This is a genomic window from Gordonia sp. DT30, from assembly GCF_049844915.1.
Classification (GTDB): Bacteria; Actinomycetota; Actinomycetes; order Mycobacteriales; family Mycobacteriaceae; genus Gordonia.
Window position 1 is genome coordinate 38113 of sequence record NZ_JBNCLY010000024.1, and the last position, 24907, is coordinate 63019.

The window sequence follows — 24907 nt, forward strand, 5'->3', positions numbered from 1 at the left end:
CAGCAGTCGCCGGGCCGTTCTCGTATCTCTCACAATTTGTCGCCGGGGATGCCGCCTGCCGTCAGCAGCGTGACCCGTCCCGTCTTGCCGCCGTAATCGATGACGACGCGTTCGGTGGCACCGCTGCCCTCGCGCGCAACGACCTTGCCCATCCCGTATTTCGGGTGATTGTGCCGATCGCCCACGTCCAGGTGGATCTGCTTGTTGCGACCCCGATTCGGGTCGGTGGAGAACGACGAGCGACCCAGCGCACCATGGGAACCCGACGCGTCGCCGCGGCCGAACACTCCGCCCGACAAGCTGCCCGAGGAGCTGCCCGACGAGCCACCGCGGCCGGATCGGCGCCGCCCGCTCTGCCTCCACTCGAGAAGATGCTGCGGAATCTCTTGCAGGAAGCGCGATTCCGGATTCGACACCGGCTGTCCCCATGATGCACGGGTGACCGCGCGGGTCAGGTAGAGACGCTGCTTGGCGCGGGTGATGCCCACATAGGCCAGGCGCCGCTCCTCGCTCAGCTCCGCCGGGTCACCGAGTGCCCGCAGGTGCGGGAAATGCCCGTCCTCCCAGCCGGTGACGAAAACCACCGGGAACTCCAGGCCCTTGGCGGTGTGCAGGGTCATCATGGTGACCACCCCGGCACCCTCATCGGGGACCTGATCGGCATCGGCGACCAGTGAGACGCGCTCGAGGAACGCCGCGAGCGAACCCGGTTCGGGCTCGCCTTCCCGCATCTGCGCGGCCTCTTCCGGGTCGTCCTCGGCGGCGGCGGCCTCGGCGGCATCGCGGCTGAATTCCATTGCCACCGAGATCAATTCGTTGAGGTTGTCCAGTCGGGCGCCATCTTGGGGATCATTCGATCCCGCCAACTCCGCGCGGTAGCCGCTGCGGTCGATGATGGCGTCGACCAGTTCGCCGATATCGGCGCCCTCATCGGTCGCGTCGGCGACGGCGACATCGGCGCCCTCGCCACCACCTTCACCGAAGGTCGCCAGAAAGGTGTTGCGCAGACCCTCGATGAGATCGACGAAGCCACCGATCTGCTTGACCGCGCGCGTGTTCAACAGCGGCACCTGGCCCTGCGCTCCCTCGAGCAGCGCCTGGTAGAACGAGATCCCCCGGTTCTCGGCGTGTACGGCCACACAGGCCTCGGCGCGATCCCCGATACCACGGCGCGGGGTGTTCAGGATGCGCCGCAGACTCACCGAATCCTCCGGATTGGCGACGACGCGCAGGTATGCGACGACGTCGCGCACCTCCTTGCGTTCGTAGAACCGGGTGCCGCCGACCACCTTGTACGGGATGCCGTGGCGGACGAAGACCTCTTCGAGCGCCCGGGATCCGGTGTTGGTGCGATAGAACACGGCGATGTCGGAGTAGGTGTTCGACTGCGCGCCGCCGATCGTGTGGTCGGTCAGCCGCTCGATCTCGGTGGCGATGAACGTCGCCTCCTCACGATCGGAATCGGCGACATACCCGACGATGAGCTCGCCATCGCCCGAGTCGGTCCACAGCCGCTTGTCCCGGCGATTCGGGTTGCGGGCGATGACGGCATTCGCAGCCGAGAGGATGGTCTGCGTCGACCGGTAATTCTGTTCCAGCAGGATGGTTTCGGCGTTCGGGAAGTCCCGCTCGAACTCCTCGATGTTGCGGATCGTGGCACCGCGGAACGCGTAGATCGACTGGTCGGCATCACCGACGACACACAACTCCGACGGCGGCACCGCCGACCCGGACTCCTCGCGCCCCACCAATTCCCGGACCAGCACGTACTGGGCGTGGTTGGTGTCCTGGTACTCGTCGACGAGGACGTGCCGGAAGCGGCGGCGGTAGTACTCGGCGACCTCGGGATGCCGCTGCAACAGGGCGACGGTCTCGCCGATCAGATCGTCGAAATCGAAGGCGTTGGCGGTCCGCAGGCGCCGCTGGTACTCCGCGTAGATCTCGGCGACGGTGCGGGCGGTCGGCTCGTCACCGGCGTCGGCGTGCGCCTGCTCGGGCTCGGTCAGCTCGTTCTTCAGATTCGAGATGCTGACCGCCAGCCCGCGTGGACTGAATTTCTTGGGGTCGAGGTCGAGATCGCGGATGATCATGCCCAACAGACGTTTTGAATCGTCGGCATCATAGATGGAGAAACTGGAATTGCGATTACCCAGCAGAGCCGACTGGGCCCGCAGGATTCGGACACAGGTGGAGTGGAACGTCGACACCCACATGTAGGCCGCCCGCGGACCGACGAGGCCGATGACACGCTCGCGCATCTCGGCGGCCGCCTTGTTGGTGAAGGTGATGGCGAGGATCTGGCCGGGCGTGACGTCACGAGCCGCCAGGAGGTACGCGATGCGGCGGGTGAGGACGGCGGTCTTGCCCGAGCCGGCGCCGGCGACGATCAACAGCGGCCCTCCGCTGTGCACGACGGCGGCACGTTGCTGCGGATTGAGTCCGTCGAGGAGTTGTTCGATCCGGTCGTCGGACGCCGCGGCGCCGGTCGCCGGGACGGGTGCGGCGGTGCCGGCGGGGCGCAGATTCCGGGTGCGGGCGTCGGGTGCAGAGCTGGTGGTCATCGATATGTCAGGCTACTCCGGCCCACCGACACCGATTCCGGCCCGCAAGGGCGCGGGCGTGGCCTGGTCCGGGCGGACGGGGTGTACCGGCTACGATGACCGCGCAGGCGATTAGGCGGGGGCCTGCGAAGTCTGCGGTGGACCGGCCGCGTGTGGGCAGGGGGAGGCCGAGTGAGCGAGTCAGCAGCACAGCGTTCGCGCGTGGGCGCCACCACGCCCCGGCGAGCAGGAACGCACCTACCCCCGGATGCGTCATTCAGTCATCACAGGCGGTTTCCCGGACGTAGCCCGACGATGTCTAGTGTTGTCACCATTCGGCCGAAAACGGACATCGTCGCGCTGCGCGGTCCGATGCCCACTGCCCCGGGAAGCGAGCGATGAAGAACACCTCGAAGGTCATTGGCCTGGTCCTCTCCAGCGTCGGCGCGGTGGCGGTGATCGTCGCGCTGGTCCTGTCGTTCATTCCGTGGAGCCTCTCGGGCGCGGCCGAACCGACCGCAGCCTTCCGCGCACAGAAGAGCCTCGATCAGACCGCCTTTCAATACGGCAGCAGTCCGGGTGCGCGGTACACCGGGTCGCTGACCCGCAAATATGCCAGTGGCCGCACCCTGAGGGTCGACTTCTCCGATCTGCAGGTGGCGCTGTCCGGCAACGTCGACGGCACCATCCGGGTCAACGGGCAGCAGGGCGCCTACACCCAGATCGGCAACTACTACTTCACCAAGGCCCCGGTTGCGTTCTGGAAGACGATCCTCGGCTCGTCGCAGCCGAATGTGGATCTGGCGCCGACGGACAACAAGTGGGCCAGCGGCGAATGGGCGCTGCCGAACCTCGGCTACGCACTGTCGCCGATCGTGCTGGCCGGACGCATGGGCAACAACGATCTGGTGCATCCGCCGGCCCTCGGCGCGCAGCTGCCGGCACCCAACCGCGACACCCCCGACGCCCGCTACTGGCCCACCTCCGATCCGGTGATCCAGCAGCTCGCGGACAACAAGGTCAAGGCCGGGGCCTGGGAGATCACCTTCGATGCCGGTACCAAGGCGATCACCCATCTCAAGGGCGACTACAAGGAGGGCGACGTCAGCACCTCCATCGACACCGACGTCACGCCGATGTCCTTCGACCAGGTGTCCCCCATCTTCACCAAGCAGCACGGCCTGATCGCCGATCTCGCGTCGGCGCCGCTGCCCGGCATGACGATGGACAAGCAGCCCGGCCTGCAGCTCGACCAGGTCGGCTGGAAGCAGACCGGTGACTGCTCCAACGTGGCGTGCGGATACGACATCACCGTGAGCGGCAAGCCCTACAACGGCTCGGACAACAAGACCGGGCACGTCAACTACGGACTGACCGTCAATTTCGTGGTCAACGGCCGCCCGGCCGGGGCGCTCGGCGGCACCTGCACGCCGGTGATCCGCGTGGACTTCGATCGCACCGCCACCACCCGCTGCACCGCGACCAACCTGGGTTCCGGTGGGGGCTCGATCCGGCCCAACGTCACCTTCTCGTACCTGCCGTTCCTCGACTACGGCGCCGACACGCTGAACAACTACCTCGACGACAACAGCGAGGCCACCAAGCGTCAGTTCACGATGGTCCGCACCGGAACCAAGCAACCACCCGCGGCCACCTACGCCTCCGAGCACACCGGCCTGCCGAGTAGCTACGCGGTCAAACGCGGTGACTACCTCTTCGATGGTTACGGACCCGCCGGCGCCTATCTGATCACCTTCGCTCCCGGGTACGCCCAACATGTCACGGGCATCAGCTTCGATTCGAGCTGGGCGGGCACCGCCACGCTGCGCGACCAGATGGCCAAGCAGGTCGCGGCGATCGGCGACGACGGGCGCATCGCCTACTACGTGGCCGAACAATCCACGGCCGACGCGTTGAAGGGACTTGTCCTCCAGTCCGGCCAGTCGAGCAAGATCTCGGTCTACTTCGACCCGCCCGAAACGGGTCAGGGTAGCTGAGGTAGGGGAAGCTGAGGCCGGATAGCCGAGCGGGGGCGTCCGACCCGTCCGGCTACTGGCCGAGCAGCCGGGCGTCGACGACCTCGCCGACCCGTCCGTCACCGGTGTGCACCGCCAATGATGGTGTGACCGGCCGGATTCGGACCTCGGTACCGTGGCCGTCGAGCTGCACGTAGAGAACGTGCAGGCCGGCGGCCAATCGCACCCGGACCGCATGCCCGCCGGCCAGCGACATCTCGGCGTCGCCGGTGATGTTCGAGCAGTAGCCGAGCGCTATCGTCCACCGCCAGTCGATCAGCGGGCCGTCGAGCCGCAGCGCGGCGGGACCGGTCACCTCGGGCCGCGCACATGTCCCCCGCCCCGCCTTGATGGTGCGGCGCGGGGTGACCGCACCCGGCGTGAGGTTGCCCGCGTTGTCGAGCACGAACAGGCGGTCGGTGCTGTCGCCGAACGTCGGACGGTCGTCGAGGCGGCCGAAGGTGGCGCTGATCTGGTTGTACGGATACGCCACCGGCAGCAGCACCTCGAGGGGCAGTGCCTGATCGAACATCGTGTTGTCCCGGTTGGCGGCCAGCGCCCGTTTCGCGTTGGCCAGGTAGGCACCCGTCGGGTCGTCGGTCCACGAGGATTGATACGACGCCGTGGAGATGAGCGACGACGCGAACGCCAGCGCCGCGGCCACGGCGAGGGCCACCCCGGCCGCCGTCGAAACCCTGCCGATATCTGAAATCTGTTGCGGCTCTCCAGCTTTCCGACGGACCGGTGCCGCGATCAGCAGGGCGAGCGCGATGGTGAGCACCAGCGCCGCATCCGGTAGGTACCGTATGGTCTGGGCCAGTTCGAGGGCGGTGTTGGCCGACGACCGATTCCACATCACCGGGATCTGCGCGGCCACGAGGTAGAGCGCGGTGCACACGAGCACCGCCACGGCGCCGACCCGTGCGCGGACCGCCCAGATCACGACCGCGGCGACCAGCAGCCACCCGAGGACGACCATCCAGGTCGCGGAGAATCCCATCGGCGGGCTCGGCACCCAGCGTTCCCAGTTCCACGGACCGCCGACGAGCGCGGGGATCACTCCGCGATTGATCGAACGCCACACCAATTGCGCGGTCTGTGACACGGAGTGCTGGCCGGCCGTCGCATCCGAGACCGAGAAGAACAGCAGTCCCCACGCCACGAAGATCACCGCCAGCGGCGCCCACAACCGGCGGCCGTTGACGAAGGCCACGCCCAATGCCCCGGTGCCGTGCGCGGCGGCGTCGTCATCGGGACGGCTGTTCGCGCGGCTCACCAGCACCGCGACGACGAACGCGACCGGCAGGATGAACAGCGACTTCTCGAAGAAGGTGAGCGCGAGCAGAAAGATCAGCGACGACCGGATGACGATGCGCCGCACCCGCCGCGGGTCGGCGACACCACGGGCCAGCAGTACCGCATCGGCGACGATCCATGCCATCGCCGCCTGCATCGGCAATGCATTGAGTCCGGCCGCCCACCACACGAACGACGGCACCGTCATCGGCGTGAACAAGTAGAACGCCAACGCGCCGACGGACGCGAGTTCGACGAGCCCGCGGCGCGGACCACCGTCGGCGGGCGCGGTCAGGACGCGGATCATGCGCCATACCGACACCGAGGCCAGCGCCTGCAACACCAGCAGCGTGATCGCGGGGGCGACCCAGTGCACCGGCGCCAACACTGTCGAGATGCCGGCCACCAGGAACGCCGCGGGCATGAAGTGACCGTCGTGGCTGTGCCCGAGGTAGTCCCACGACAGGATCGGCATCGTCGACGCACGCCCGATGAGGATGAGGTCGTCCCAGTAGAAGTTTCCGGTCGCCACCATCCAGCCGCGCACGATCAGCTGCGCAACGATCAAGATGATCGCCGCAGGCACTGCCACCGACGCCCACCGATGCACCGACGAATCCGACGCCCCCGAAGCGGGCCGCGTGGATGGGGCTGTCGTCTCCCGGTGTCTCGGCATGGCGACCAGTGTCCACGGCGCGGCGCGCGCGTGGCAAAATCGGCACGGTGACCGACCCCAGCGACTCGTCGAGCCCCGACCCGACCCGTCCGGCGACCACCGGGCCGGACAAATCCGGGCCGGACAAGAGCACGGGCGCGTCGTTCGCCGATTCCATCGACCTCGGCTACTACGGGCTCGAGGCCGACGTCTCGGGTCTCGCCGACGACATCGATGTGTCGCGCCGGGAGATCGATCGCCTCGATGCGATCATTCTTGCCGCGGTGAAACGCCGGTCGGCGGTGTCGAAGAAGGTCGGCGCGGTCCGCATGGCCTCGGGTGGGCCGCGGCTCGTCCACAGCCGCGAGGTCAAGGTCCTCGAGCGGTTCGCCGAGCTCGGCCAGGAGGGACACACCCTCGCGATGCTGCTGCTGCGACTCGGGCGAGGGCCGCTGGGTCGCTGACGCGGCCGCATATCCATCGTTCGTCGGACGTCCGGTCCGGCAGCCATTGACAGCGTTTCCCGCCCGGGCGTTGGGTGGAGCCATGGGATTCACCTCCCCTGCCGAGAACTACGACCGGTTCATGGGGCGCTACACGCGCACCCTCGCGCCGGCGCTCGTCGATGCCGCGGGCGTGAATGCCGGCGCGCGCGTGCTCGACGTGGGTTGCGGGCCGGGCGGACTCACCGGCGTGCTGGCCGAGCGCGTCGGCGCCGGCAACGTCGCGGGCATCGATCCCGCACCACAGTTCGTCGACGCCTGTCGCGAGCGCGTCCCCGGCGCCGATGTCCGCCAGGGCGCGGCCGAGGACCTGCCGTGGCCGGATGCGGTCTTCGACGCCGCTGCCTCCTGCCTGGTCGTCGGGTTCATGACCGACGCCGATCAGGGTCTGCGGGAGATGGCGCGGGTCACCCGGCCGGGCGGCGTCGTCGCCGCCTGCATGTGGGATCTCGTCGAGGGCGGGATGACGATGCTGGCCGTGTTCTGGCAGGCCGCCCGCGAACTCGATCCCGATGTGGTGGGCGAGCAGATGAATGTGGGTGTCTCCCGGGGTGACATCGCGCGGCGACTGCGCGTGGCAGGACTCGACGACGTCGTCGACGGCGAGCTGTTGGCGCACGCCGAATACACCGACTTCGACGACTTCTGGACACCGTTCACCTTCGCGGTCGGCCCCGCAGGCAACCATCTCGCGTCGCTGCCCGCCGATCGGCAGGAGCGACTCCGGGAACTGTGCCGGCCCAAGCTTCCCGAGGGCCCGTTCACCCTCACCGCCCGTGCCTGGTACGCCCGGGGGACGGTTCGTTGACCTTCACGCGACGCGCCAACCGAATAGGGTGGCATCCATGAGCGACGTCTCCGACAGTGGCCTCGACAGCAGCGACCTCGACACCAGCGGTCACGACATCACCGGCACCCGGTCCTGGCAGGCGTTGGCCGCCCACCAGGATCACGTCCACTCGATGCATCTGCGGGAGGTCTTCGCCGCCGATCCGGACCGCGGCCGAGAGCTCACCGTCGATGTCGGCGACCTGCACATCGACTACTCCAAACATCGTGTGCTGCGCGAAACCCTGGAATTGCTGTTCGGTCTCGCTCGGGAAGCCGGCCTCGAACGGCGACGCGACGCCATGTTCGCCGGCGTCCACATCAACACCTCCGAGGATCGGGCCGTCCTGCACACCGCGTTGCGGCTGCCCGCCGACGCCGAACTCGTCGTCGACGGGCAGCATGTGGTCGCCGACGTACACGAGGTACTCGACGCCATGGGCACCTTCACCGACCGGCTCCGCAGCGGAGAATGGAAGGGCCACACCGGCAAAGCCATCACCGACGTGGTGAACATCGGCATCGGCGGCTCCGACCTCGGCCCGGTGATGGTGTATCAGGCGTTGCGCCACTACGTCGATTCACCGATCCACTGCCATTTCGTCTCCAACGTCGACCCCGCCGACATGGTGGCCACCCTCGCCGGTCTCGACGCCGAGACGACGCTGTTCATCGTGGCGTCCAAGACTTTCGGGACGCTGGAAACCCTCACCAACGCTGCCGCCGCCAAGCGGTGGCTGCTGTCGGAGCTCGGTGCCGCCGACGATGCGGTGGCCAAACACTTTGTGGCGGTGAGCAGCAACGCCGACCGCGTCTCGGCCTTCGGGATCGACACGGCCAACATGTTCGGTTTCTGGGACTGGGTCGGCGGCCGGTATTCGGTCGATTCGGCGATCGGCCTCTCGGTCATGGCCGCGATCGGCAAGCAACGGTTCGGCGAGTTCCTGCACGGATTCCACGTCGTCGACGAACACTTCCGGACCGCGCCGCTCGAACAGAACGCACCGGTCATCCTGGGCCTGATCGGCCTGTGGTACTCGAACTTCTTCGATGCCCAATCACGGGTGGTACTGCCCTATTCCAACGACATGGCACGCTTCGCCGCCTACCTGCAGCAGTTGACCATGGAGTCCAACGGCAAGTCGGTCACCGCGCACGGGCACCACGTGACGACCGACACCGGCGAGGTGTTCTGGGGTGAGCCGGGCACCAACGGACAGCACGCGTTCTACCAGTTGCTGCACCAGGGCACCCGGATGATCCCGGCCGACTTCATCGGATTCGCCGTGCCCACCGACGATCTGCCGACAGCCGACGGCACCGGCTCGATGCACGACCTGCTGATGAGCAACTACTTCGCGCAGACCAAGGTCCTCGCATTCGGCAAGACCGCCGACGAGATCGCCGCCGAGGGCGTGGACCCGGATGTGGTGCCGCACAAGGTGATGCCCGGAAATCGGCCGTCCACGTCGATCCTCGCGCCGGAGCTCACGCCGTCGGTGATCGGCCAGCTGATCGCGCTCTACGAGCATCAGGTCTTCGTCGAGGGCGCGATCTGGGGCATCAATTCCTTCGACCAGTGGGGTGTCGAACTCGGCAAGACCCAGGCGATGGAACTGCTCGGGGTCATCACCGACTCCACACCCCCTGCGCCACTAGGTGACTCGTCGAGTGACGAGCTGGTCCGGTGGTATCGCTCCCACCGCGGTCGGCAGGCCTGACGGCCAGTGCACCGTGCCGTCACTCCCAGCGCGTGGAATCGAAGATGTCCTCGGGAATCTCGTCGCCAGGGGCCAGTCCGAGTTGCTCGATACGCCCCATGAGTGCGGCGCAGCTGGCGATGTGGGAGACGAGCGACGTCGGTTCGGTGACGCGTTCGGCGGGATCGCCGCCGATGAACTCGGGCATCACCGGCGGCACGCACTGACCGACCGCGATATCCGCCGTGCCGGTGGCGCTGCGCCACGCGTCGAAGCTCTCGGCATCGACCGCCTCGGCGATGTCGCCGTCGCCGAGGGCGGCCATCACCTCGTCGACGGTCGCGAGCGGACCGGAATTGCCGCTGGAGGCGTCGAATCCGATGACCGCGTTCGCGTCGATGTCCGGATCGTCAGCGAGAGTGAAGTAGACGATGCCGCGCCAATCGGCGCCCACCGTGGCGATGTCATCGCGTCCGAACACGTCGCGGAGCAGCTCGTCGACGGACTCGGCATCGGCGGATCCGAGGAGCTGGAATGCGCCACGGGCTACCAGTTGACTGTGGTGAATCGACACATCGGTTACCTTACGCAGGTGAGAACGTCTGTGCCGTCGCGTGCGCCGCGACTGTCGAATCGGGCGCAACGGCGCCATCGCATGGTGACCGGCCGCCTTCTGGTGGGACTCGTGGCAAGCGTGTCGGCCGTGTCGGCACTCAGCGCGTGTTCCTCATCGACGCCGTCCTCGGCCCCGGGTACCTCGTCGTTTCCGACGTCGGCCTCGGTGTCGGTGCCGCCGGGTGCACCGCCGCGCACGTCCCCGGGTGCGGCGCTGGCCTTCGGCGGTTCGGCGGTCCTGCCCGCCGACGCCTTCGCACCGAACGGGCCGACCGCGATGTACACGGTCACCGGCATCACCCCGGGCGAAGGGGTACCGGATTCGGCCACGCAGGGCGGCAAGGCCTACTTCATCTACGTGACGGTGACCTCGCTGGCCGCGCGGCCGGCACCGGCCCCGAAGGTGGTCGGGCTGGCCGGCAGCGTCGACGGGAAGACTCCGGCGCTGACCTTGCCGCCGCCGGTGTCGCTGGCCGCGTGCGCGAATCCGTCGCCGCCGGAGACGATGAAGCGGGGCGATGCCTACGCCACCTGTCTGGTGGCCTACGCCGATTCCGAGCAGAAGCTCGGCAGCGTCATCTACTGGGCCGACACCACCACCGCGGACGGATTCGACTTCAAGGCGTCACCCGTCGTGTGGGGCACGCCCGCCCCGCCGACCTCGAGCGGTGCGCCCTCATCTGTCAGACCATCCGGCGCGTGATCGCCGACGGCAGGAATCGCAGTGCCGCCGCGATCGGGACCCACGGCCACCCCGGGACGGGCGCATAGGCCTTCTCGGCCTCGATGGCCTCGACCATCGCGCGCACACCTTTGTCGGTGTCGGTCATCATGGCGGTCTTGACGCCGCGGTTGATGTCGGTCTCGATGTAGCCGGGCAGCAGGATCGACACCGTGATGGGCGAGTTCGCGAACTCGGCCTGCAGCCCCTGCCCGAGCGCCGTCAGACCGGCCTTCGACGCCGAGTACGCGGTCTGCGCCTTGGGGAGACCGCGTACCCCACTCATCGAGCTGACCAGCACCAGGTGGCCGTGCCCCTGGGCGCGGAAGATCTCCAGCGCCGCCTCCACCTGGGCCAGCGCGCCGACGAGATTGGTCTGGACCGTCTCGATGTTGGCGTGCATCTTGCCGGTGCCGAGCGGTGCGCCCTTGCCGAGTCCGGCATTGACGATGACGCGGTCGAGACCGCCGAGTTCGTCTCGCAGCTTCCGGAAGGCCACCGGCACCGCGTCGACGTCGGTGACGTCGAGCCCGGCGGTGGCGACCTGTGCTGCGCTGCCCCGCAATTCGCTCGCGAGAGCGTCGAGGCGGCCGGTCCGCCGAGCGGCCAGCGCCAGGGATCGGCCCTTGGCGGCGAACTCGCGGGCCATGCCCTCGCCGAGTCCCGAGCTCGCGCCGGTGATCAGGATCTTGTCGCGTCGACTCACGGTCGCCAACCTACCGGACCTCGTCCCCACCTCGGTTCGGCCGGGCGAACGTCAGACGCACGACGACGGTGTGCGAGTCGTCGTCGGCGAACACGGTGAGTTCCGCGTGCGGCGCGCGGGCGATCACCGCGGGCATCTGCTCGGCGTTCAGCTCCATCGCGAGGACGCCACCGTCGACGAGCCACTGCGGAGCCTGCGCCGCGAGCGTGGTGAGGTGGTCGAGGCCGTCGGGACCGGCGAGCAGGGCGCGGTGCGGCTCGTGGTCGGCGGCCTCGTGCGGCATCAACGCCAGCGCGGTGTCGGGGACGTAGGGCGGGACCGCGACGATCACGTCCACCGAACCACGCAGTGCCGCAGGCAATGCGGTCAGATCCGGCCCGGCGTACACGCTGGTGGGGTCGCCGAGGTTTCGGCGCGCGTACCGCAGTGCGGTCTCGTCGACATCGGTGGCGTACACCCGCGCATCCGGCAGCCAGTCGCGGATGGTCGCCGCCAATGGCGCTGCCCCGCAATAGGGTTCGACGATGACCGGCCGCACCCGTTCGGCAGCTGCGGCGATACCCACCGCGGCCAGGAGTTCCGAACGCTTGCGCGGCACGAACACCCCGGGGCCGACGGCCAGGCGCCGGCCGGCGAATTCCACCCATCCGACGATGTGCTCGATCGGCTCCCCGGCGACCCGGCGCGCACACATTCGCACCAGGTCTTCGTCGTCGGTGGCGGCCTCCCGCAGGATCGACGCCTCCTCCTCGGCGAACACACATCCCGCCGCGCGGAGCCGGGTCACCAGCGAATCCTCCGCGGCCGGGGCGCTGGTCATTTCGGCCCGGGTCATTTCAGCCCCGGTCACTTCAGCAGCCGTGACATCCGGCGGTCGGCGAGCACCTTGCCGCCGGTCTGGCAGGTCGGGCAGTACTGGAACGAGCGGTCGCTGAAGGCGACCTCCCGGATCGTGTCACCGCACACCGGGCACGGCAATCCGGTACGGGCGTGCACCTTGAGCCCGGTGCGCTTCTCCGACTTGAGTTTCGCGACTCCCTGGCCTTCGAGCCGGCCGATCGCGTCGGTCAGGATGTCGCGCATCGCCTCGTAGAGGGCATCGACCTGTTCTGCGGTCAGGGTTTTCGCGGTCGCGAACGGCGACAACCGGGCGGCGTGCAGGATCTCGTCGGAGTAGGCGTTGCCGATCCCGGCCAGCACCCGTTGATCGGTGAGCACGTTCTTGATGCGTCCCGACGCGCCGGCGAGGATGTCGGCGAACTCGTCCCGGTCGAGTGCGAGCACATCCGGTCCCAGTGAGGCGATCCGCTCGACGTCGGTGATATCACGGACGATCCACACCGCCAGCCGCTTCTGCGTGCCCGCCTCGGTGACGTCGAATCCCTCGCCCGGTAGGCCGCAGTGCACGCGCAACGCGATCGGGCTCTTGCCGCCGGGGCGCAACGGCCGGGGCGAGAGCTCCTCGCTCCAGCGCAGCCAGCCCGCACGCGACAGGTGGACGACCAGGTTGATCACCGGTTCGGGATCGGTGTCGGCGCCCGGGACGGTGCGCACGATCAGGTACTTCCCCACCCGGCCGACCGATTCGACGATGCGGCCGGTGAGCGCGGTATACGGCGGATCGGCGGACTTCAGGACCGACAGGGAGGCGACGTCGACGCGCCGGATCGGGAATCCGGCGGCACGTCCGTCGACGAAATCGGCGATCGCGGCAACCTCGGGCAGTTCGGGCATGACACCAGTGTGCTCTAGTGAACAGATGAGTTCCGCCCTTTCCGACGCCGAGCTGGCCGCGCGCATCGCGGCCGGGGCCGGAGAAATCCTGCTGGGGGTCCGTTCGGGCGACCTGCTGGGCGGTCGGCTGTTGGGCGACGCGGGCGATGCGCTCGCGCAGGCATGGATCGGGTCGGTGCTGCGCCGGCACCGGCCGCATGACGCCGTGCTCAGCGAGGAGGCGGCCGACGTCGGCGACCGTACTGCGGCGCAACGGGTCTGGATCATCGATCCGCTCGACGGAACCAGCGAGTTCGCCGCGGGCAGCGACCACTGGGCCGTGCACGTCGCACTCACCGAGAACGGCGCCGTCACCGATGCGGCCGTCGGACTGCCCGCGCTGGGCGAGGTCTTCCGCACCGACACCGTCACGCCGCCGCCTGCGCAGCCATCGGGTTGCATGGCGGCCTCGCGGTGGGGCACCAGCTACGAGGTCGCGGCGGTGGCACAGCGACTGGACCTGCGCCCGACGCCGATCGGTTCGGCGGGGGCCAAGGCGATGGCCGTGGTCCGCGGTGACGTCGACGCCTACGTGCATTCCGGCGGCCAATACGAGTGGGACAACGCCGCCCCGGTCGGGGTGGCCCTGGCCGCCGGGCTGCACTGCAGCCGCCTCGACGGCTCGCCCATCGTCTACAACCAGCCGCAGCCGTACATGCCCGACTTCGTCATCTGCCGGCCCGAACTCGCGGCGGGCATCCTCGAGGTCGTCGGCGAGGTGTGGTGGTGAGGACTCACCGGTGGTGGCGGGCTACCGCGCCTTGCGGAGCAGGTAGATGTCCATGATCCAGCCGATCCGTTCCCGCGCTTCGGTGCGGGCGGCGGCGATGTCGTCGGCGACCTCGCCGACGCGTCCGCTGATCAGGATCTCGTCGCGGGTGCCGAGGTAGGCGCCCCACCAGATGTGGTCGTCGGCGTCGGCGGTGTGGCGGAAGGCGAGGTCGGCGTCGAGCATGACGATCTGGTTGGTGTCGGCGCCGGGCGGGGTGTCGGCGAGTCGGCGGCCGGTGGTGATGTGGATGGGTTCGCCGACGCGGTTGGCCACGATCGCGTGCGCGGCGGTCAGCGCCGACGCGCTGGTGACGCCGGGGATGACCTCGAGCGCCACGTCCAGATCGCCGCGGGCGGTGAGGTCGTCGACGATGCGCAGGGTCGAGTCGTAGAGCGCCGGATCACCCCAGACGAGGAACGCCGCGATACCACCGTCGGGCACGTGCTCGGTGATGGTGCGGGCGATCAGCTCGGCACGCGCCGCGTGCCAGCGCCGCACCTCGGCGGCGTAGTCGTCGGGGTGCCGATCACGCGGCGGATCGGGCACCTCCACCATCGAATACCCTTGTGGTGCATGGCGTTCGAGAATGTCGCGACGCGCTTGCAGGAGCCCGTCCTTCGTCTCCCCCTTGGCCAAGGCAAGAAAGACGTCGACGTCGGCCATCGCCTCGATCGCCTGCAGGGTGAGCTGTCGCGGATCGCCCGGACCGATGCCGATGACGCGGATGGTGATCTGCATGGCTCAGAGCTTGATTCGGGGCAGGCCGTGTTTGCGCGCGGTGAAGTCGAGGATGATCTGGCGTGGCAACAACCGACGCAACGCGAAGACGATCTCGGCGCTGTTTCCCTTGGCGTAGAACGGCTTCGGATGTTCGGCGAGCGCCGCGTCGACGATCACCCGGGCCATCGTGGCGGCATCGATACCCGACTCCTCGTTGCGGCGGGTGGCCGCGGCGAGTGTCTCGAACTCCTCTGCGTACGGCGAGCCGTCGGCGATGTGGATGCTGCGGCGATCGCCGATACCGGTGGCGATGGTGCCCGGTTCGACGCTGATCACCCGGATTCCGTAAGGCGCCACCTCGCGCCGAGCCGCCAGCGCGAAGGCCTTCAGCGCCGACTTGGTCGCCGCGTAGTCGGAGCGGAACGCGACCGGGAAGCTCGACAGCATCGACCCGACCATGATCACCGTCCCGTGCCGGCGGGCGCGCATGCCGGGCAGGACCGCCTTGGTGAGCGCGATCGGCCCGAACACGTTGACCCGGAACAGGTCCTCGATGGCGCTCATGGGCGTGTCCTCAAGGGCACCCGCCTGCGATTCGCCCGCGTTGTTGATCAGGATGTCGACGTCGCCGACCTCCGCGGCGCACGCGGTGGCCGAGGCGTAGTCGGCGTTGTCGAGCCGCACGTAGGTGACACCGGGGATCGGGTCGGCGACCGTGGCGGGATTGCGGGTGGTGCCGAACACCCGATGCCCCTTGCCTGCCATCTGTCGCGCCACCTCGGCCCCGATTCCGCTGGTCGCACCGGTGACGAGAACTGTCTGAGCTTTCTGGGAGACCACGGCTGCCACCGTAGCGCAGTGCGCAGGGGCCGGTGCGGGCCGTCGGCGACGGAATCGGTACGACATCGCAAGCGGTTTCCGAGAGCAATGTCTTACGGATTCCGGTGGTGGACCGCAAGGATGTCACCGTGCCCCAGGCAGGATTCGAACCTGCGACCCTTCCTTTAGGAGAGGAATGCTCTATCCCCTGAGCTACTGAGGCGCGGCCGGCGCACCGACCCTGTCGACCCGGCGGGCCCGTGGCCGACACGGGGAGTCTAACGCGGGCGTTCACCGGGTGGGGCAATGCCCTCGAGCCCAACGTTGATATGTGTAACGTTACGCGTTACGCTCGGTCCGTGATCCAGTCCTTCGCCAACAAGGACACACAGCGAGTCTGGGCGCGCATGTTTGTTCGCCGCCTGGGTCCAGAGGTAACCCGGATGGCTCACCGCAAGTTGCAAGCACTCGACGCTGCGCAGGTCCTCTCAGACCTCGCGTCTCCGCCCGGCAACCGACTCGAGCCGTTGGCCGGCAACCGAGCCGGACAACACAGCATCCGGATCAACGATCAATACCGCGTGTGCTTCATCTGGACGCCGACCGGCCCCGCCGACGTCGAAATCACCGACTACCACTAACCGCAGACAGGAGAACCCGATGCCCGACTTCGACCCGATCCACCCCGGCGAGACACTCGCCGCCGACTACCTCCCGGACTACGGCCTCTCGCAGCGCAAGCTCGCCGAGCTCATCCACGTGCCGCCGCGCCGCATCAACGAGATCGTCCACGGCCGCCGCGCAATCACCCCCGACACGTCCATCAGGCTCGGGCGCCTCTTCGGACAGTCCGAAAGCTTTTGGCTGAACATGCAACTCCGCTATGACCTCGAAGTCACCCGATCCACGACCGACGTCTCCGACATCACCCCACTGGCAAGTTGAATCCTTGCCGGAGGGAGTATCGGGCTGCGCCATCCCAGGTTGGTCACTCACGACGAGCGCGAGGCGTACCCGCAGTAATGTCCTCGGGCGCCGGATCAACCTGGTCGCTGCGCGCCGCAGAGCCGTCGGCGACCGCGGCAGCCACCGCCCACCGCTGCTCGAAGCGCCCGATCCGCCACACCACCACGGCGACGACCCAGGTGACGATGAACAGGCCGACGATGGCGTATCCGACGATGTTGAGGTCGATGCCCGACACGTCGTCCCAGAACGGTCCGCTCCACCCGAACTGGTCGGTGAGCAGTCCGAGGATCTCGATGGTGCCGATGATGACGGCAACCGCGACCGACAGGCCGGTGATGGTGAGGTTGTAGTAGACCTTGCGGACGGGGTTGGCGAAGGCCCATCCGTAGGCGAAGTTCATGAAGGTGCCGTCGATGCTGTCGAACAGGCTCATCCCGGCGGCGAACAGGACCGGCAGGCACAGGATCGCGTACCAGGGCAGCCCGGCGGCGGCGCTGGTGCCCGCGAGGACGAGGAGTGCGACCTCGGTGGCGGTGTCGAAGCCGAGGCCGAAGAGCACGCCGAGCGGATACATCTGCCACGGCCGGGTGATCGCCTTCATGAACCGGCCGAGCAGCCGATTCATGAAACCCCGGTTGTTCAATTGCTTTTCGAGCTCGGCCTCGTCGTAGACGCCGTGACGCATCGACCGGAACACCTTGATGATGCCGACCAGGATCACGATGTTGATCGCGGCGATGAGGTAGAGGAATCCGCCCGACACCGTCGTGCCGATCAGTCCCGTGTAGTGATGCAGGGCCGACGAATCGTCATCGACCGAGCCGGCCAACGCGCGGATCCCGAAGGCGAGCAGAATGGCCAGGCCGAACACGACGGACGAATGCCCAAGGGAGAACCAGAATCCCACGGTCAGCGGCCGCTGCCCGTCGCCGAGCAGTTTGCGGGTGGTGTTGTCGATCGCGGAGATGTGGTCGGCGTCGAAGGCGTGCCGCATCCCGAGGGTGTAGGCGGTCACCCCGACGCCGAGCCCCAGGGTCTTCTGTCCGACGGAGAAGTCGTGTGGTGCGACGAACACGACCAGGGTGACCCACCCGATGACGTGCAGGGCGCCGATCACCGCGACCATGCCGCCGATGCTGCCCCACTCCGCCCGTGTCAGGGACCGACGCAGCTGCGCCGCACGATCCCGCAGCGACCGAGGTCCGATATGTCCCTCTCGGGCGTATTGCGTTGCCATCCAGCCGAACTCCTCATCCGATTACCTGTTCATCTCAACAGATGAAGCGGCTGGACGCACGTGTATCCACCGACGGGTCTCGGTGGTGCCTCAGTTCCGCGGTCGAGCAGTGGAAGCACGAACCACCAACTCGGCGGGCAACAGCACCGACGACTGAGCCATGTCCGGGTCGGCGTCCAACGCGTCGATCAGCATCCGGGCCGAGCGGCGGCCGATCTCAGAGGTGTTCTGCCGCACCGTCGTCAACGGCGGCGTGACGACTTCGGCCATGTCGATGTCGTCGTAGCCGGTCACCGAGACATCGTCGGGTATCCGGCGCCCGGCTTCCACGAGACGCCGGATCGCCCCGACGGCCATCAGGTCGTTGCAGGTGAGTACGGCGGTGAAGTCGGCATTCTGGGCGAGTAGGTCGGAGATCAGCCGATACCCCGAGGACATCTCGAAGTCACCGTGGAGAACCAACGCGTGCGGGAACACCTCCCGCATCCCCCGGACACGTTCGACTTGGGAGGCCAGGCCGGGGAAGCCGCTGATGATCACCACCCGGCTATGCCCCAGAGACGCGAGATACGTTGCGACACAATGCCCGCCATGGTGGTCGTCCGAGGTCACCGAGGGCACGGCGCCGAGGGACGGAATGGCCTCGTCGGCCAGGACGATATGCGAGCGCGACGCAGCCCGTGCGAGCTCGTCGGTGGGTACCCGCTCGCGCGACGCGGTGTAGATCAGGCCATCGATCAACCCGGTCCGCAGCATGTTGAAACAGCGCTTCTCGCGCCGTGGATCGGCATTGAACGTGCTTGCGGTGATGACACCGTAGTCGAGCTCGTCGGCAGCCTCTTCGACCGCCTTGGCGATGTGGCTGAAGTAGTAGTGCGAGATGTCCGGGACGGCGAGCCCGATCACCTGGGTGCGCCCGGTCTTCAGTTGTTGCCCACTGGCATTGGGCGCATAGCCGAACTCGTCGACGATCCGACGGATGCGCATGGCAGTGGATGGACTCACCGGCCGCTTGCCCGACAGCGCATGCGACACGGTCGTGACGCTCACTCCGGCCGCCGTGGCGATCTGCTGCATCGTCCAGGGGCGCTGCTTGGATTCCGACACAGCCGTGAGGCTAACATCCCCGACCGTTTGCGGTATGCAAACCGGTTTGTATGAGGGTAATGAGCCCCTACCAGGGGTTCACGGTCCGTTAACATCGCGAAATAGTGGCGAAACAGGGGCGACGTAGCGTTCCCGCAAACATCATGCAAAACGATTTGGATACGGAGAACCATGGCCAGCTTTCTTCTCCCGCGTCGCCTGTCCACACGCGTCGCCGTCGCACTGATCAGTGTGGTGACCGCAGTGTCATTGGCCGCCTGCTCATCGGGCGGCGACAGCGGTGATTCGGCGGCAAGCGGCAATCTCAAACTGCAGACGTCCTGGATCCCGCTCGTCCAGTTCGGCGGCAGCTACCTCGCCGAAAAGCACGGCTTCTACAAGGCCAACGGCGTCAACGTCGACATCCTGCCCGGCGGACCCGAGGTCGACTCGATGGCGGCTCTCGCCTCCGGCCAGGCCGACATCGCGATGGGCAACGCCGACACCGTCGCGCGAGCAAACGCGCAGGGCGCCGACCTGGTGATCATCGCGGCCGGTTTCCAGAAGAACCCGCTCGCTGTGCTCTCGACGCCGGACAAGCCGATTCGTACCCCTGCCGACATGGCGGGCAAGAAGATCGGCGTGCCCTCCAACGACGAGGCCTCACAAAGTGCAGTGCTCGCACACAATCACATCCCGGAATCCTCGGTCACCAGCGTGCCCGTGAGTTTCGACATCGCCCCGCTCGTCTCGGGTGAGGTCGACGGCCTCTGGTCCTTCTACGCCGAGCAGCCCGTCGCCTATCAGGAGAAGACCGGTAAGACTCCGGTCACGATGCTGGCCGCCGACTACGGATTCGATGTCTACGCGCAGGTCTACGCGGTCCGCCGGTCGACCCTGCAGGACGCCGCGTCGCGGAAGTCGATCGAAGGATTCCTCAAGGGCGAGATCCAAGGATGGCAAGCGTATGTCCAGAACCCGGCCGAAGCCGCGGAGGTGACGGTCAACGAATACGCCAAGAACGGCGGTCTGACCGTCGAGGAGCAGACCAAGCAAGCACAGCGCCAGTTGGACCTACTGGTCACGCCGGACACGAAAGCCCATGGACTGCTTTGGGTTTCCGACGACGGCATCAACCACAACGTGTCGACGCTGACCGAACTCGGGGTCAAGGGCGTCAGCAAGTCACTGTTCGACACCTCATTGCTGCACGACATCTACCAGGGACGCAACACGGTCTCGTAGTGGCCGAGTGGGGCCGGCCATTCCCGGCGCCGGCCCCACCGCCGCAGTCCCCCACATTCATCGGAGGAAATTCGTGAACGGATCAGGCTTCACACTCTCCAACGTCACCAAGGTGTACTCGTCGAGCAAACGCGACGTGCTCGCCCTCGACGACGTCTCACTCGCCGTGCCACGCGGATCGTTCACCGCATTGCTGGGGCCGTCGGGCTGCGGCAAGTCGACCATCCTGCGGATCCTCGCCGACCTGGAATCCCACTCGGCCGGCGAGGTGACCATTCACGGTGAGAGTCCACGAGCGATCCGCAAAGCGCACCGGCTCGGCCTCGCCCTACAGGATCCGTCCCTGCTGCCCTGGCGCACCGTACGCAACAACATCCGGCTACCCGGTGTCGTCATGCGGCAGAAGGTGTCTCGGCAGCGGGTCGACGAACTCATCGACATGGTGGGTCTCTCGGGATTCGCCGACGGACGGCCGGCTCAGCTCTCCGGCGGCATGCGACAGCGCGTGGCGATCGCACGGGCCATCGTCACCGAACCGGAGATCCTGTTGCTCGACGAGCCGTTCGGCGCGCTGGACGAGATCACCCGGCAGCGGATGAACGAGGAACTGCAGAAGTTGTGGTCGGCGACCAGCGCGACCGCCCTGCTGGTCACGCACTCCATTTCCGAGGCGGCCTTCCTTGCCGACCGGGTGGTCGTCATGTCTCCGCGGCCGGGCCGCATCGTCAGCGAGAAGGTCATCGACTTCCCGCGCCCGCGCACCCGGGACTTGTTGTCCACCCCCGAATTCCACCAGGTGTGTGATGAGTTGTCCGCGCTGCTGCATTCGGGAATGGACGACGACGAGAACGATCTGGTCACCGACGGCGAGATGGCCGGCGCCGTCACCACGGGGGTGCGTGAATGAGTGTGTCCCTCGGTATGTCCACCGGAACACTGGGCTCCGACCGCTCGGCGGCGCGCGCCGCCGCGGTGTCGGGTGAGCGAGAACGTCTGCGGCGCGACGCTCGCCGGGGCAAGCTCCGGGGATGGCTGACGACGCTGCTCGTCAGCATCGCGATGCTGGTCATCTGGGAGGTCGCGGCCGATCTCTGGCTGTCGGACCGCGGGGTCATCGCCGCGCCGAGTGCCATCATCGAGAGTCTGATCTCCGATTCCGATCTGTACTGGCGCAACTTCACCGCGACGGCGTGGATTGCCGTGCGCGGCTGGTTCATCGGCAACGTCCTCGCCATTCTCGTCGCCATCGTCTTCGTCCAGTTCCCCGCATTCGAGTCGATCTTCCTGCGACTGGCACTGACCATCTTCTGTCTGCCGCTCGTCGCGGTGAATCCGATCCTGCAGCTGACCTTCACCCCGGACACCGCGAAGGTCACCCTGGCCGCGCTGGCCGTCTTCTTCACGACGCTGGTCGGCACGATGCTCGGCTTGCGATCGGCCGATGGGGGGCCGTTGACGATGGTCACCGCATGGGGTGGCGGTTCACTGAGCAAACTGGCTCTCATCCGAATCCCGTCGGGGATCCCTGCCATCATCACCGGCCTCCAGATCGGTGCGGCCGCAGCCGCTCTGGGCGCAATCTTCAGCGAGTTCATCGGCGCCAAAACGGGTTTGGGTGTTCTCCTCATCAACGGACTGATGTCCCTGGACCTCGCGCGTGTGTGGTCGGTCGCCGTGTTGGTGACCGCGCTGGCAGCCATCCCTTACGCGCTCCTCGGCGCTCTGCGCCGCTGGGTGGCACCGTGGTCGTCGACCATTTCCACCGCGCCGGCACAACCTCGCGCCCCACACTCGCTGCTGCGGCGGACGGTGACCGGAGTGGTGTTCACCGTCGCATCACTGGTCGTCATCGTCTTCGCCTGGTGGGCATATCTGAAGGTCTTCGACCTCTCACCGTTTGTCGGCAAGGGTCCACAGGACGTCTACGAGTTCCTGTTCGACTCCCCCGAGGCCGCCGACAACCGGTCGGAATTGATCGGCGCCCTGGGTACCACGCTGTTGCATGCCGGCGTCGGCTACATCGCAGGCCTCGTCATCGGGGTGCTCATGGCAGTCGCCTTCGTCACCTTTCCCGTCGTGGCACGAGTTCTCACTCCCCTTGCTGTCGCTCTACGGTCGGTGCCGATCATCGTGTTGATACCACTACTCATCCTGGCGCTGGGCCGGGATCTGCCCGGGGTCGTGGCCATCACCGCCATCGTCACGTTCTTCCCGACCCTGGCCAACACCCAGACCGCCCTTGGGCAGGTTCCCGCCGATGCTGCGGTACTCATGCGCAGCTACGACTCGTCGGTATGGACCTCACTGTGGAGACTCCAACTGCCCTATGCACTTCCATCGCTGTTCGCCTCCGCCCGAATCGCCGCTCCGACGGCCATTCTGGCGGCGACGCTCGCCGAATGGCTGGCCACCGGTGACGGACTCGGTCACACGATCGTGTCGGCCCGGGCGCATTCGGAATACACCCAGCTGTGGGCCGCGGCCGCCGTACTCACCGTCGTCTCGCTGATCTTCTATGCAATCGTCACCTGGGCCGAACGCGCGGTACTCCGGCGCTACGCACCTGCGCAACTCTCCTGAACGCGCCGCCGCAAGGCCGAAATTTTGTCAATCACTCACTGTTGCAAAGGAAGCAATCTGTGCCTACTCCTCATATCGGCGCCGAAAAGGGCGATTTCGCGGCGGATGTACTCATGCCCGGTGATCCGCGCCGCGCCAAACGAATCGCCGAAGCATTCTTCGACGAGCCACGGTTGGTCACCGAGGTCCGCGGAATCCTCGGCTACACCGGAACGTTCGAGGGCCGACCGGTCTCGGTACTCGCCTCCGGGATGGGCATCCCCTCGCTCGCGATCTACGCCACCGAACTCGCCCGGCATTACGAGGTCAAGCGGATCATCCGGGTCGGGACGATCGGAGCGCTGGCCCGCCACATCGACGTCGGTGACGTGATCGCCGCATCGAGCGCCCACACGAACTCGGCGTTGACCGCGAACTGGGTCCCGGGTGTCTCGATGAGCCACGCCCCGAGCTTCGGATTATTGCGTCGCGCAGTGGAATACGGCGAATCAACTGGCCGCACCGTCCACGTCGGCCCGCTGTACACCACCGATGAGTTCTACAAGACCGATCGCAGCATCGCACCTGCCCTGGCCGAGTACGGAACACTCGGCGTGGACATGGAAGCCGCCGGACTCTATGCCGTGGCGCAGAAGGAAGGATTCGAATCACTGATGCTCGGCACCGTCAGCGACAAAAAGAAAGGCAGCGGCGACATGACCGCAGAAGAACGAGAGACGACGTTCACCGACATGGTGTCGCTGGCATTGGCGGCGTTCGCATGAGTATCACCGACATCAGCCGCACCGGATCGCCGCGCTGGGCCGACACCGACGAGCCGTGGCTCACGTTCCCGAAGGTCACCCTCCACGATCATCTGGACGGGTCGCTGCAGCCCGAGACGCTCGTCGAGCTCGCGGCGTCGTCCGGAGTCGCGCTGCCCTACGAAGATCCGGAAGACATGGCCTCGTGGCTCAGGGGCGAGATCACCGAACCACGGGTGAATCACTGGGACGAGAAGTTCGGCCTGACCACGTCGGTCATGCAAACCGAGGACAACATCGCTCGGGTGGCGCGCGAATGGGTGCTCGACGCCGCCGCCGACGGTGTGGTCTACGGCGAAACCCGCTGGGCACCTGAGAAACACATCATCGGGGGACTTCCGCTCCGAGTCGCGGTGGAGGCTGTGGAAGCCGGGCTGCGGCAAGGCGAGGCCGACGTAGCCGCAGCCGGCGGGCACATCCGGGCCCGCCAGTTGCTGTGCGGAATGCGGTCGTCGACGCTGAGTTTCGAGATCGCGCGACTGGCTGCGTCGGTCTACGGCGAGCTGGAGACCGTTGCCGGATACGACATCGCCGGCCCCGAGGACGGCTTTCCGATCCGCCACCACCTCGATGCGACGACGCTGCTCGACCGTGCGGGCGTTCCCTACACGATCCACACCGGGGAGCGCGATGGTGCGCACAGTGTCTGGGAGACAGTTCATCTCGCGCACGCCGTCCGTCTCGGCCACGGCGTTCGCGTCATCGAGGACGTCACCCTCAACGGCCGGCCACTCAACGTGCGCACCGCCGTCAAGGCAGTGGCACAAGCACGCGCCGAGGGCGAGGCCATCCTGGGGCTCGGCCGCACCGCCCGATGGGTGATCGATCGGCGGGTACCGCTCGAGGTGTGCGTGTCGTCGAACTCGAAGGGAGGGGTCCTCGACGGAATCGAGAACCACCCCGTCGACCTGCTCCGCGAACTGGGCTTCACGCTGACACTCAACCCGGACAACCGGCTGATGTCGAAGACATCGCTCACCCGCGAGTTCTCGCGCATCGAGCAGCACTTCGGCTGGGGACTACCGGAGTTCACCATGGCCGCGCTCGCCGGAGTCGAGGCAACCTTCCTCTCCGGACCCGAGAAGCGGGCGCTCGCAGCGGAATTCGAGACCGACATCGCCGCATTCGCCGCAGGCTCGCGGGTGGCGTCGTAAAAGTCGACAGGCCGGGCGCTCTCCGCCCGGCCTGTACCGAACCAACCACCATCCCGAAACTTTCTTCGATCGATGGTTGCCGACCGGACAGATCGGGCGTAGACTCGAACGCACCAGCGACGAACTGATGTTTGATCGCATTCACTGTGGTCGTATTCACTGGGGGGTGA

General features: G+C 67.2%; 23 protein-coding genes and 1 tRNA gene. 13 read left to right on the top strand and 11 right to left on the bottom strand.

The window, feature by feature from the left end; translation table 11 throughout:
- Nucleotides 1-29 precede the first annotated feature (29 nt).
- Entirely contained in the window at nucleotides 30-2561 is a 2532-nt protein-coding gene (locus ACLQ3C_RS18465) for a UvrD-helicase domain-containing protein (RefSeq protein ID WP_425706552.1), read from the bottom strand.
- Nucleotides 2562-2938: 377 nt separating this feature from the next.
- Between ACLQ3C_RS18465 and ACLQ3C_RS18470 the strand changes: the two genes are divergently transcribed.
- Entirely contained in the window at nucleotides 2939-4537 is a 1599-nt protein-coding gene (locus ACLQ3C_RS18470) for a hypothetical protein (RefSeq protein ID WP_425706553.1), read from the top strand.
- A 52-nt stretch (nucleotides 4538-4589) separates the two neighbouring features.
- Here ACLQ3C_RS18470 and ACLQ3C_RS18475 read toward each other — a convergent pair whose 3' ends face one another.
- A complete protein-coding gene (locus tag ACLQ3C_RS18475; RefSeq protein ID WP_425706576.1) occupies nucleotides 4590-6386 on the bottom strand; it encodes a hypothetical protein in 1797 nt (598 codons plus the stop codon).
- 296 nt (nucleotides 6387-6682) lie between these two features.
- Here ACLQ3C_RS18475 and ACLQ3C_RS18480 point away from each other — a divergent pair, with 296 nt between their 5' ends.
- The 3 genes from ACLQ3C_RS18480 to pgi all read left to right on the top strand — a co-directional run bounded on the left by ACLQ3C_RS18480 (nucleotide 6683) and on the right by pgi (nucleotide 9558).
- Nucleotides 6683-6970: a chorismate mutase gene (locus ACLQ3C_RS18480; protein WP_425706577.1), complete on the top strand. Its 288-nt coding sequence runs from the start codon at nucleotides 6683-6685 to the stop codon at nucleotides 6968-6970.
- An 82-nt stretch (nucleotides 6971-7052) separates the two neighbouring features.
- Complete coding sequence (locus ACLQ3C_RS18485) at nucleotides 7053-7817, top strand: class I SAM-dependent methyltransferase (protein ID WP_425706554.1); 765 nt, start codon at nucleotides 7053-7055, stop codon at nucleotides 7815-7817.
- Between the two features lie 37 nt (nucleotides 7818-7854).
- Nucleotides 7855-9558, top strand: a complete 1704-nt coding sequence (gene pgi, locus ACLQ3C_RS18490; RefSeq protein WP_425706555.1) for a glucose-6-phosphate isomerase — start codon at nucleotides 7855-7857, stop codon at nucleotides 9556-9558.
- Between the two features lie 19 nt (nucleotides 9559-9577).
- Here pgi and ACLQ3C_RS18495 read toward each other — a convergent pair whose 3' ends face one another.
- A complete protein-coding gene (locus ACLQ3C_RS18495) occupies nucleotides 9578-10111 on the bottom strand; it encodes a hypothetical protein (protein WP_425706556.1) in 534 nt (177 codons plus the stop codon).
- Nucleotides 10112-10129: 18 nt separating this feature from the next.
- Here ACLQ3C_RS18495 and ACLQ3C_RS18500 point away from each other — a divergent pair, with 18 nt between their 5' ends.
- Complete coding sequence (locus tag ACLQ3C_RS18500; RefSeq protein WP_425706557.1) at nucleotides 10130-10855, top strand: hypothetical protein; 726 nt, start codon at nucleotides 10130-10132, stop codon at nucleotides 10853-10855.
- Here the strand turns inward: ACLQ3C_RS18500 and ACLQ3C_RS18505 are convergent.
- The 3 genes from ACLQ3C_RS18505 to ACLQ3C_RS18515 are packed head-to-tail and all read right to left on the bottom strand — an operon-like array spanning nucleotide 10836 to nucleotide 13313.
- Nucleotides 10836-11579 (bottom strand): SDR family oxidoreductase, encoded by a 744-nt coding sequence (locus ACLQ3C_RS18505; protein WP_425706558.1) that lies wholly within the window; start codon nucleotides 11577-11579, stop codon nucleotides 10836-10838. The two genes, ACLQ3C_RS18500 and ACLQ3C_RS18505, sit on opposite strands and share 20 nt — an antisense overlap.
- 10 nt (nucleotides 11580-11589) lie before the next feature.
- A complete protein-coding gene (locus ACLQ3C_RS18510; RefSeq protein WP_425706559.1) occupies nucleotides 11590-12399 on the bottom strand; it encodes an SAM-dependent methyltransferase in 810 nt (269 codons plus the stop codon).
- 26 nt (nucleotides 12400-12425) lie between these two features.
- Nucleotides 12426-13313, bottom strand: a complete 888-nt coding sequence (locus tag ACLQ3C_RS18515) for an Fpg/Nei family DNA glycosylase (RefSeq protein WP_425706560.1) — start codon at nucleotides 13311-13313, stop codon at nucleotides 12426-12428.
- A 25-nt stretch (nucleotides 13314-13338) separates the two neighbouring features.
- On the opposite strand from ACLQ3C_RS18515, the gene ACLQ3C_RS18520 reads away from it, so the two are divergent.
- Nucleotides 13339-14082 carry a 3'(2'),5'-bisphosphate nucleotidase CysQ gene (locus tag ACLQ3C_RS18520; protein WP_425706561.1) on the top strand — a complete coding sequence of 248 codons (744 nt, stop codon included), beginning with the start codon at nucleotides 13339-13341 and terminating at the stop codon, nucleotides 14080-14082.
- A gap of 21 nt (nucleotides 14083-14103) precedes the next feature.
- On the opposite strand, the gene cobF is transcribed toward ACLQ3C_RS18520, so the two are convergent.
- From cobF to ACLQ3C_RS18535, 3 genes are all read right to left on the bottom strand, one after another.
- Nucleotides 14104-14862: a precorrin-6A synthase (deacetylating) gene (gene cobF, locus ACLQ3C_RS18525; protein WP_425706562.1), complete on the bottom strand. Its 759-nt coding sequence runs from the start codon at nucleotides 14860-14862 to the stop codon at nucleotides 14104-14106.
- Nucleotides 14863-14865: 3 nt separating this feature from the next.
- Nucleotides 14866-15684: an SDR family oxidoreductase gene (locus tag ACLQ3C_RS18530; protein ID WP_425706563.1), complete on the bottom strand. Its 819-nt coding sequence runs from the start codon at nucleotides 15682-15684 to the stop codon at nucleotides 14866-14868.
- Nucleotides 15685-15813: 129 nt separating this feature from the next.
- Nucleotides 15814-15886 (bottom strand) — tRNA-Arg (locus tag ACLQ3C_RS18535).
- Nucleotides 15887-16022: 136 nt separating this feature from the next.
- Here ACLQ3C_RS18535 and ACLQ3C_RS18540 point away from each other — a divergent pair.
- Nucleotides 16023-16304 (top strand): type II toxin-antitoxin system RelE/ParE family toxin, encoded by a 282-nt coding sequence (locus ACLQ3C_RS18540; RefSeq protein WP_425706564.1) that lies wholly within the window; start codon nucleotides 16023-16025, stop codon nucleotides 16302-16304.
- Between the two features lie 19 nt (nucleotides 16305-16323).
- Nucleotides 16324-16608, top strand: a complete 285-nt coding sequence (locus tag ACLQ3C_RS18545) for a HigA family addiction module antitoxin (RefSeq protein WP_425706565.1) — start codon at nucleotides 16324-16326, stop codon at nucleotides 16606-16608.
- Nucleotides 16609-16651: 43 nt separating this feature from the next.
- On the opposite strand, the gene ACLQ3C_RS18550 is transcribed toward ACLQ3C_RS18545, so the two are convergent.
- Together ACLQ3C_RS18550 and ACLQ3C_RS18555 are read right to left on the bottom strand one after the other, a co-directional pair.
- Nucleotides 16652-17869 carry a HoxN/HupN/NixA family nickel/cobalt transporter gene (locus ACLQ3C_RS18550; RefSeq protein ID WP_425706566.1) on the bottom strand — a complete coding sequence of 406 codons (1218 nt, stop codon included), beginning with the start codon at nucleotides 17867-17869 and terminating at the stop codon, nucleotides 16652-16654.
- A gap of 90 nt (nucleotides 17870-17959) precedes the next feature.
- Nucleotides 17960-18976: a LacI family DNA-binding transcriptional regulator gene (locus ACLQ3C_RS18555; RefSeq protein WP_425706567.1), complete on the bottom strand. Its 1017-nt coding sequence runs from the start codon at nucleotides 18974-18976 to the stop codon at nucleotides 17960-17962.
- A 171-nt stretch (nucleotides 18977-19147) separates the two neighbouring features.
- On the opposite strand from ACLQ3C_RS18555, the gene ACLQ3C_RS18560 reads away from it, so the two are divergent.
- From ACLQ3C_RS18560 to ACLQ3C_RS18580, 5 genes are all read left to right on the top strand, one after another.
- Entirely contained in the window at nucleotides 19148-20200 is a 1053-nt protein-coding gene (locus ACLQ3C_RS18560; protein ID WP_425706568.1) for an ABC transporter substrate-binding protein, read from the top strand.
- Nucleotides 20201-20273: 73 nt separating this feature from the next.
- Nucleotides 20274-21107 carry an ABC transporter ATP-binding protein gene (locus ACLQ3C_RS18565; RefSeq protein WP_425706569.1) on the top strand — a complete coding sequence of 278 codons (834 nt, stop codon included), beginning with the start codon at nucleotides 20274-20276 and terminating at the stop codon, nucleotides 21105-21107.
- Nucleotides 21104-22780 (top strand): ABC transporter permease, encoded by a 1677-nt coding sequence (locus tag ACLQ3C_RS18570; protein ID WP_425706570.1) that lies wholly within the window; start codon nucleotides 21104-21106, stop codon nucleotides 22778-22780. Before ACLQ3C_RS18565 ends, ACLQ3C_RS18570 begins: the two co-directional genes overlap by 4 nt.
- Nucleotides 22781-22839: 59 nt before the next feature.
- Nucleotides 22840-23544, top strand: a complete 705-nt coding sequence (deoD, locus tag ACLQ3C_RS18575; RefSeq protein WP_425706571.1) for a purine-nucleoside phosphorylase — start codon at nucleotides 22840-22842, stop codon at nucleotides 23542-23544.
- Complete coding sequence (locus ACLQ3C_RS18580; RefSeq protein WP_425706572.1) at nucleotides 23541-24737, top strand: adenosine deaminase family protein; 1197 nt, start codon at nucleotides 23541-23543, stop codon at nucleotides 24735-24737. Before deoD ends, ACLQ3C_RS18580 begins: the two co-directional genes overlap by 4 nt.
- Nucleotides 24738-24907 lie beyond the last annotated feature (170 nt).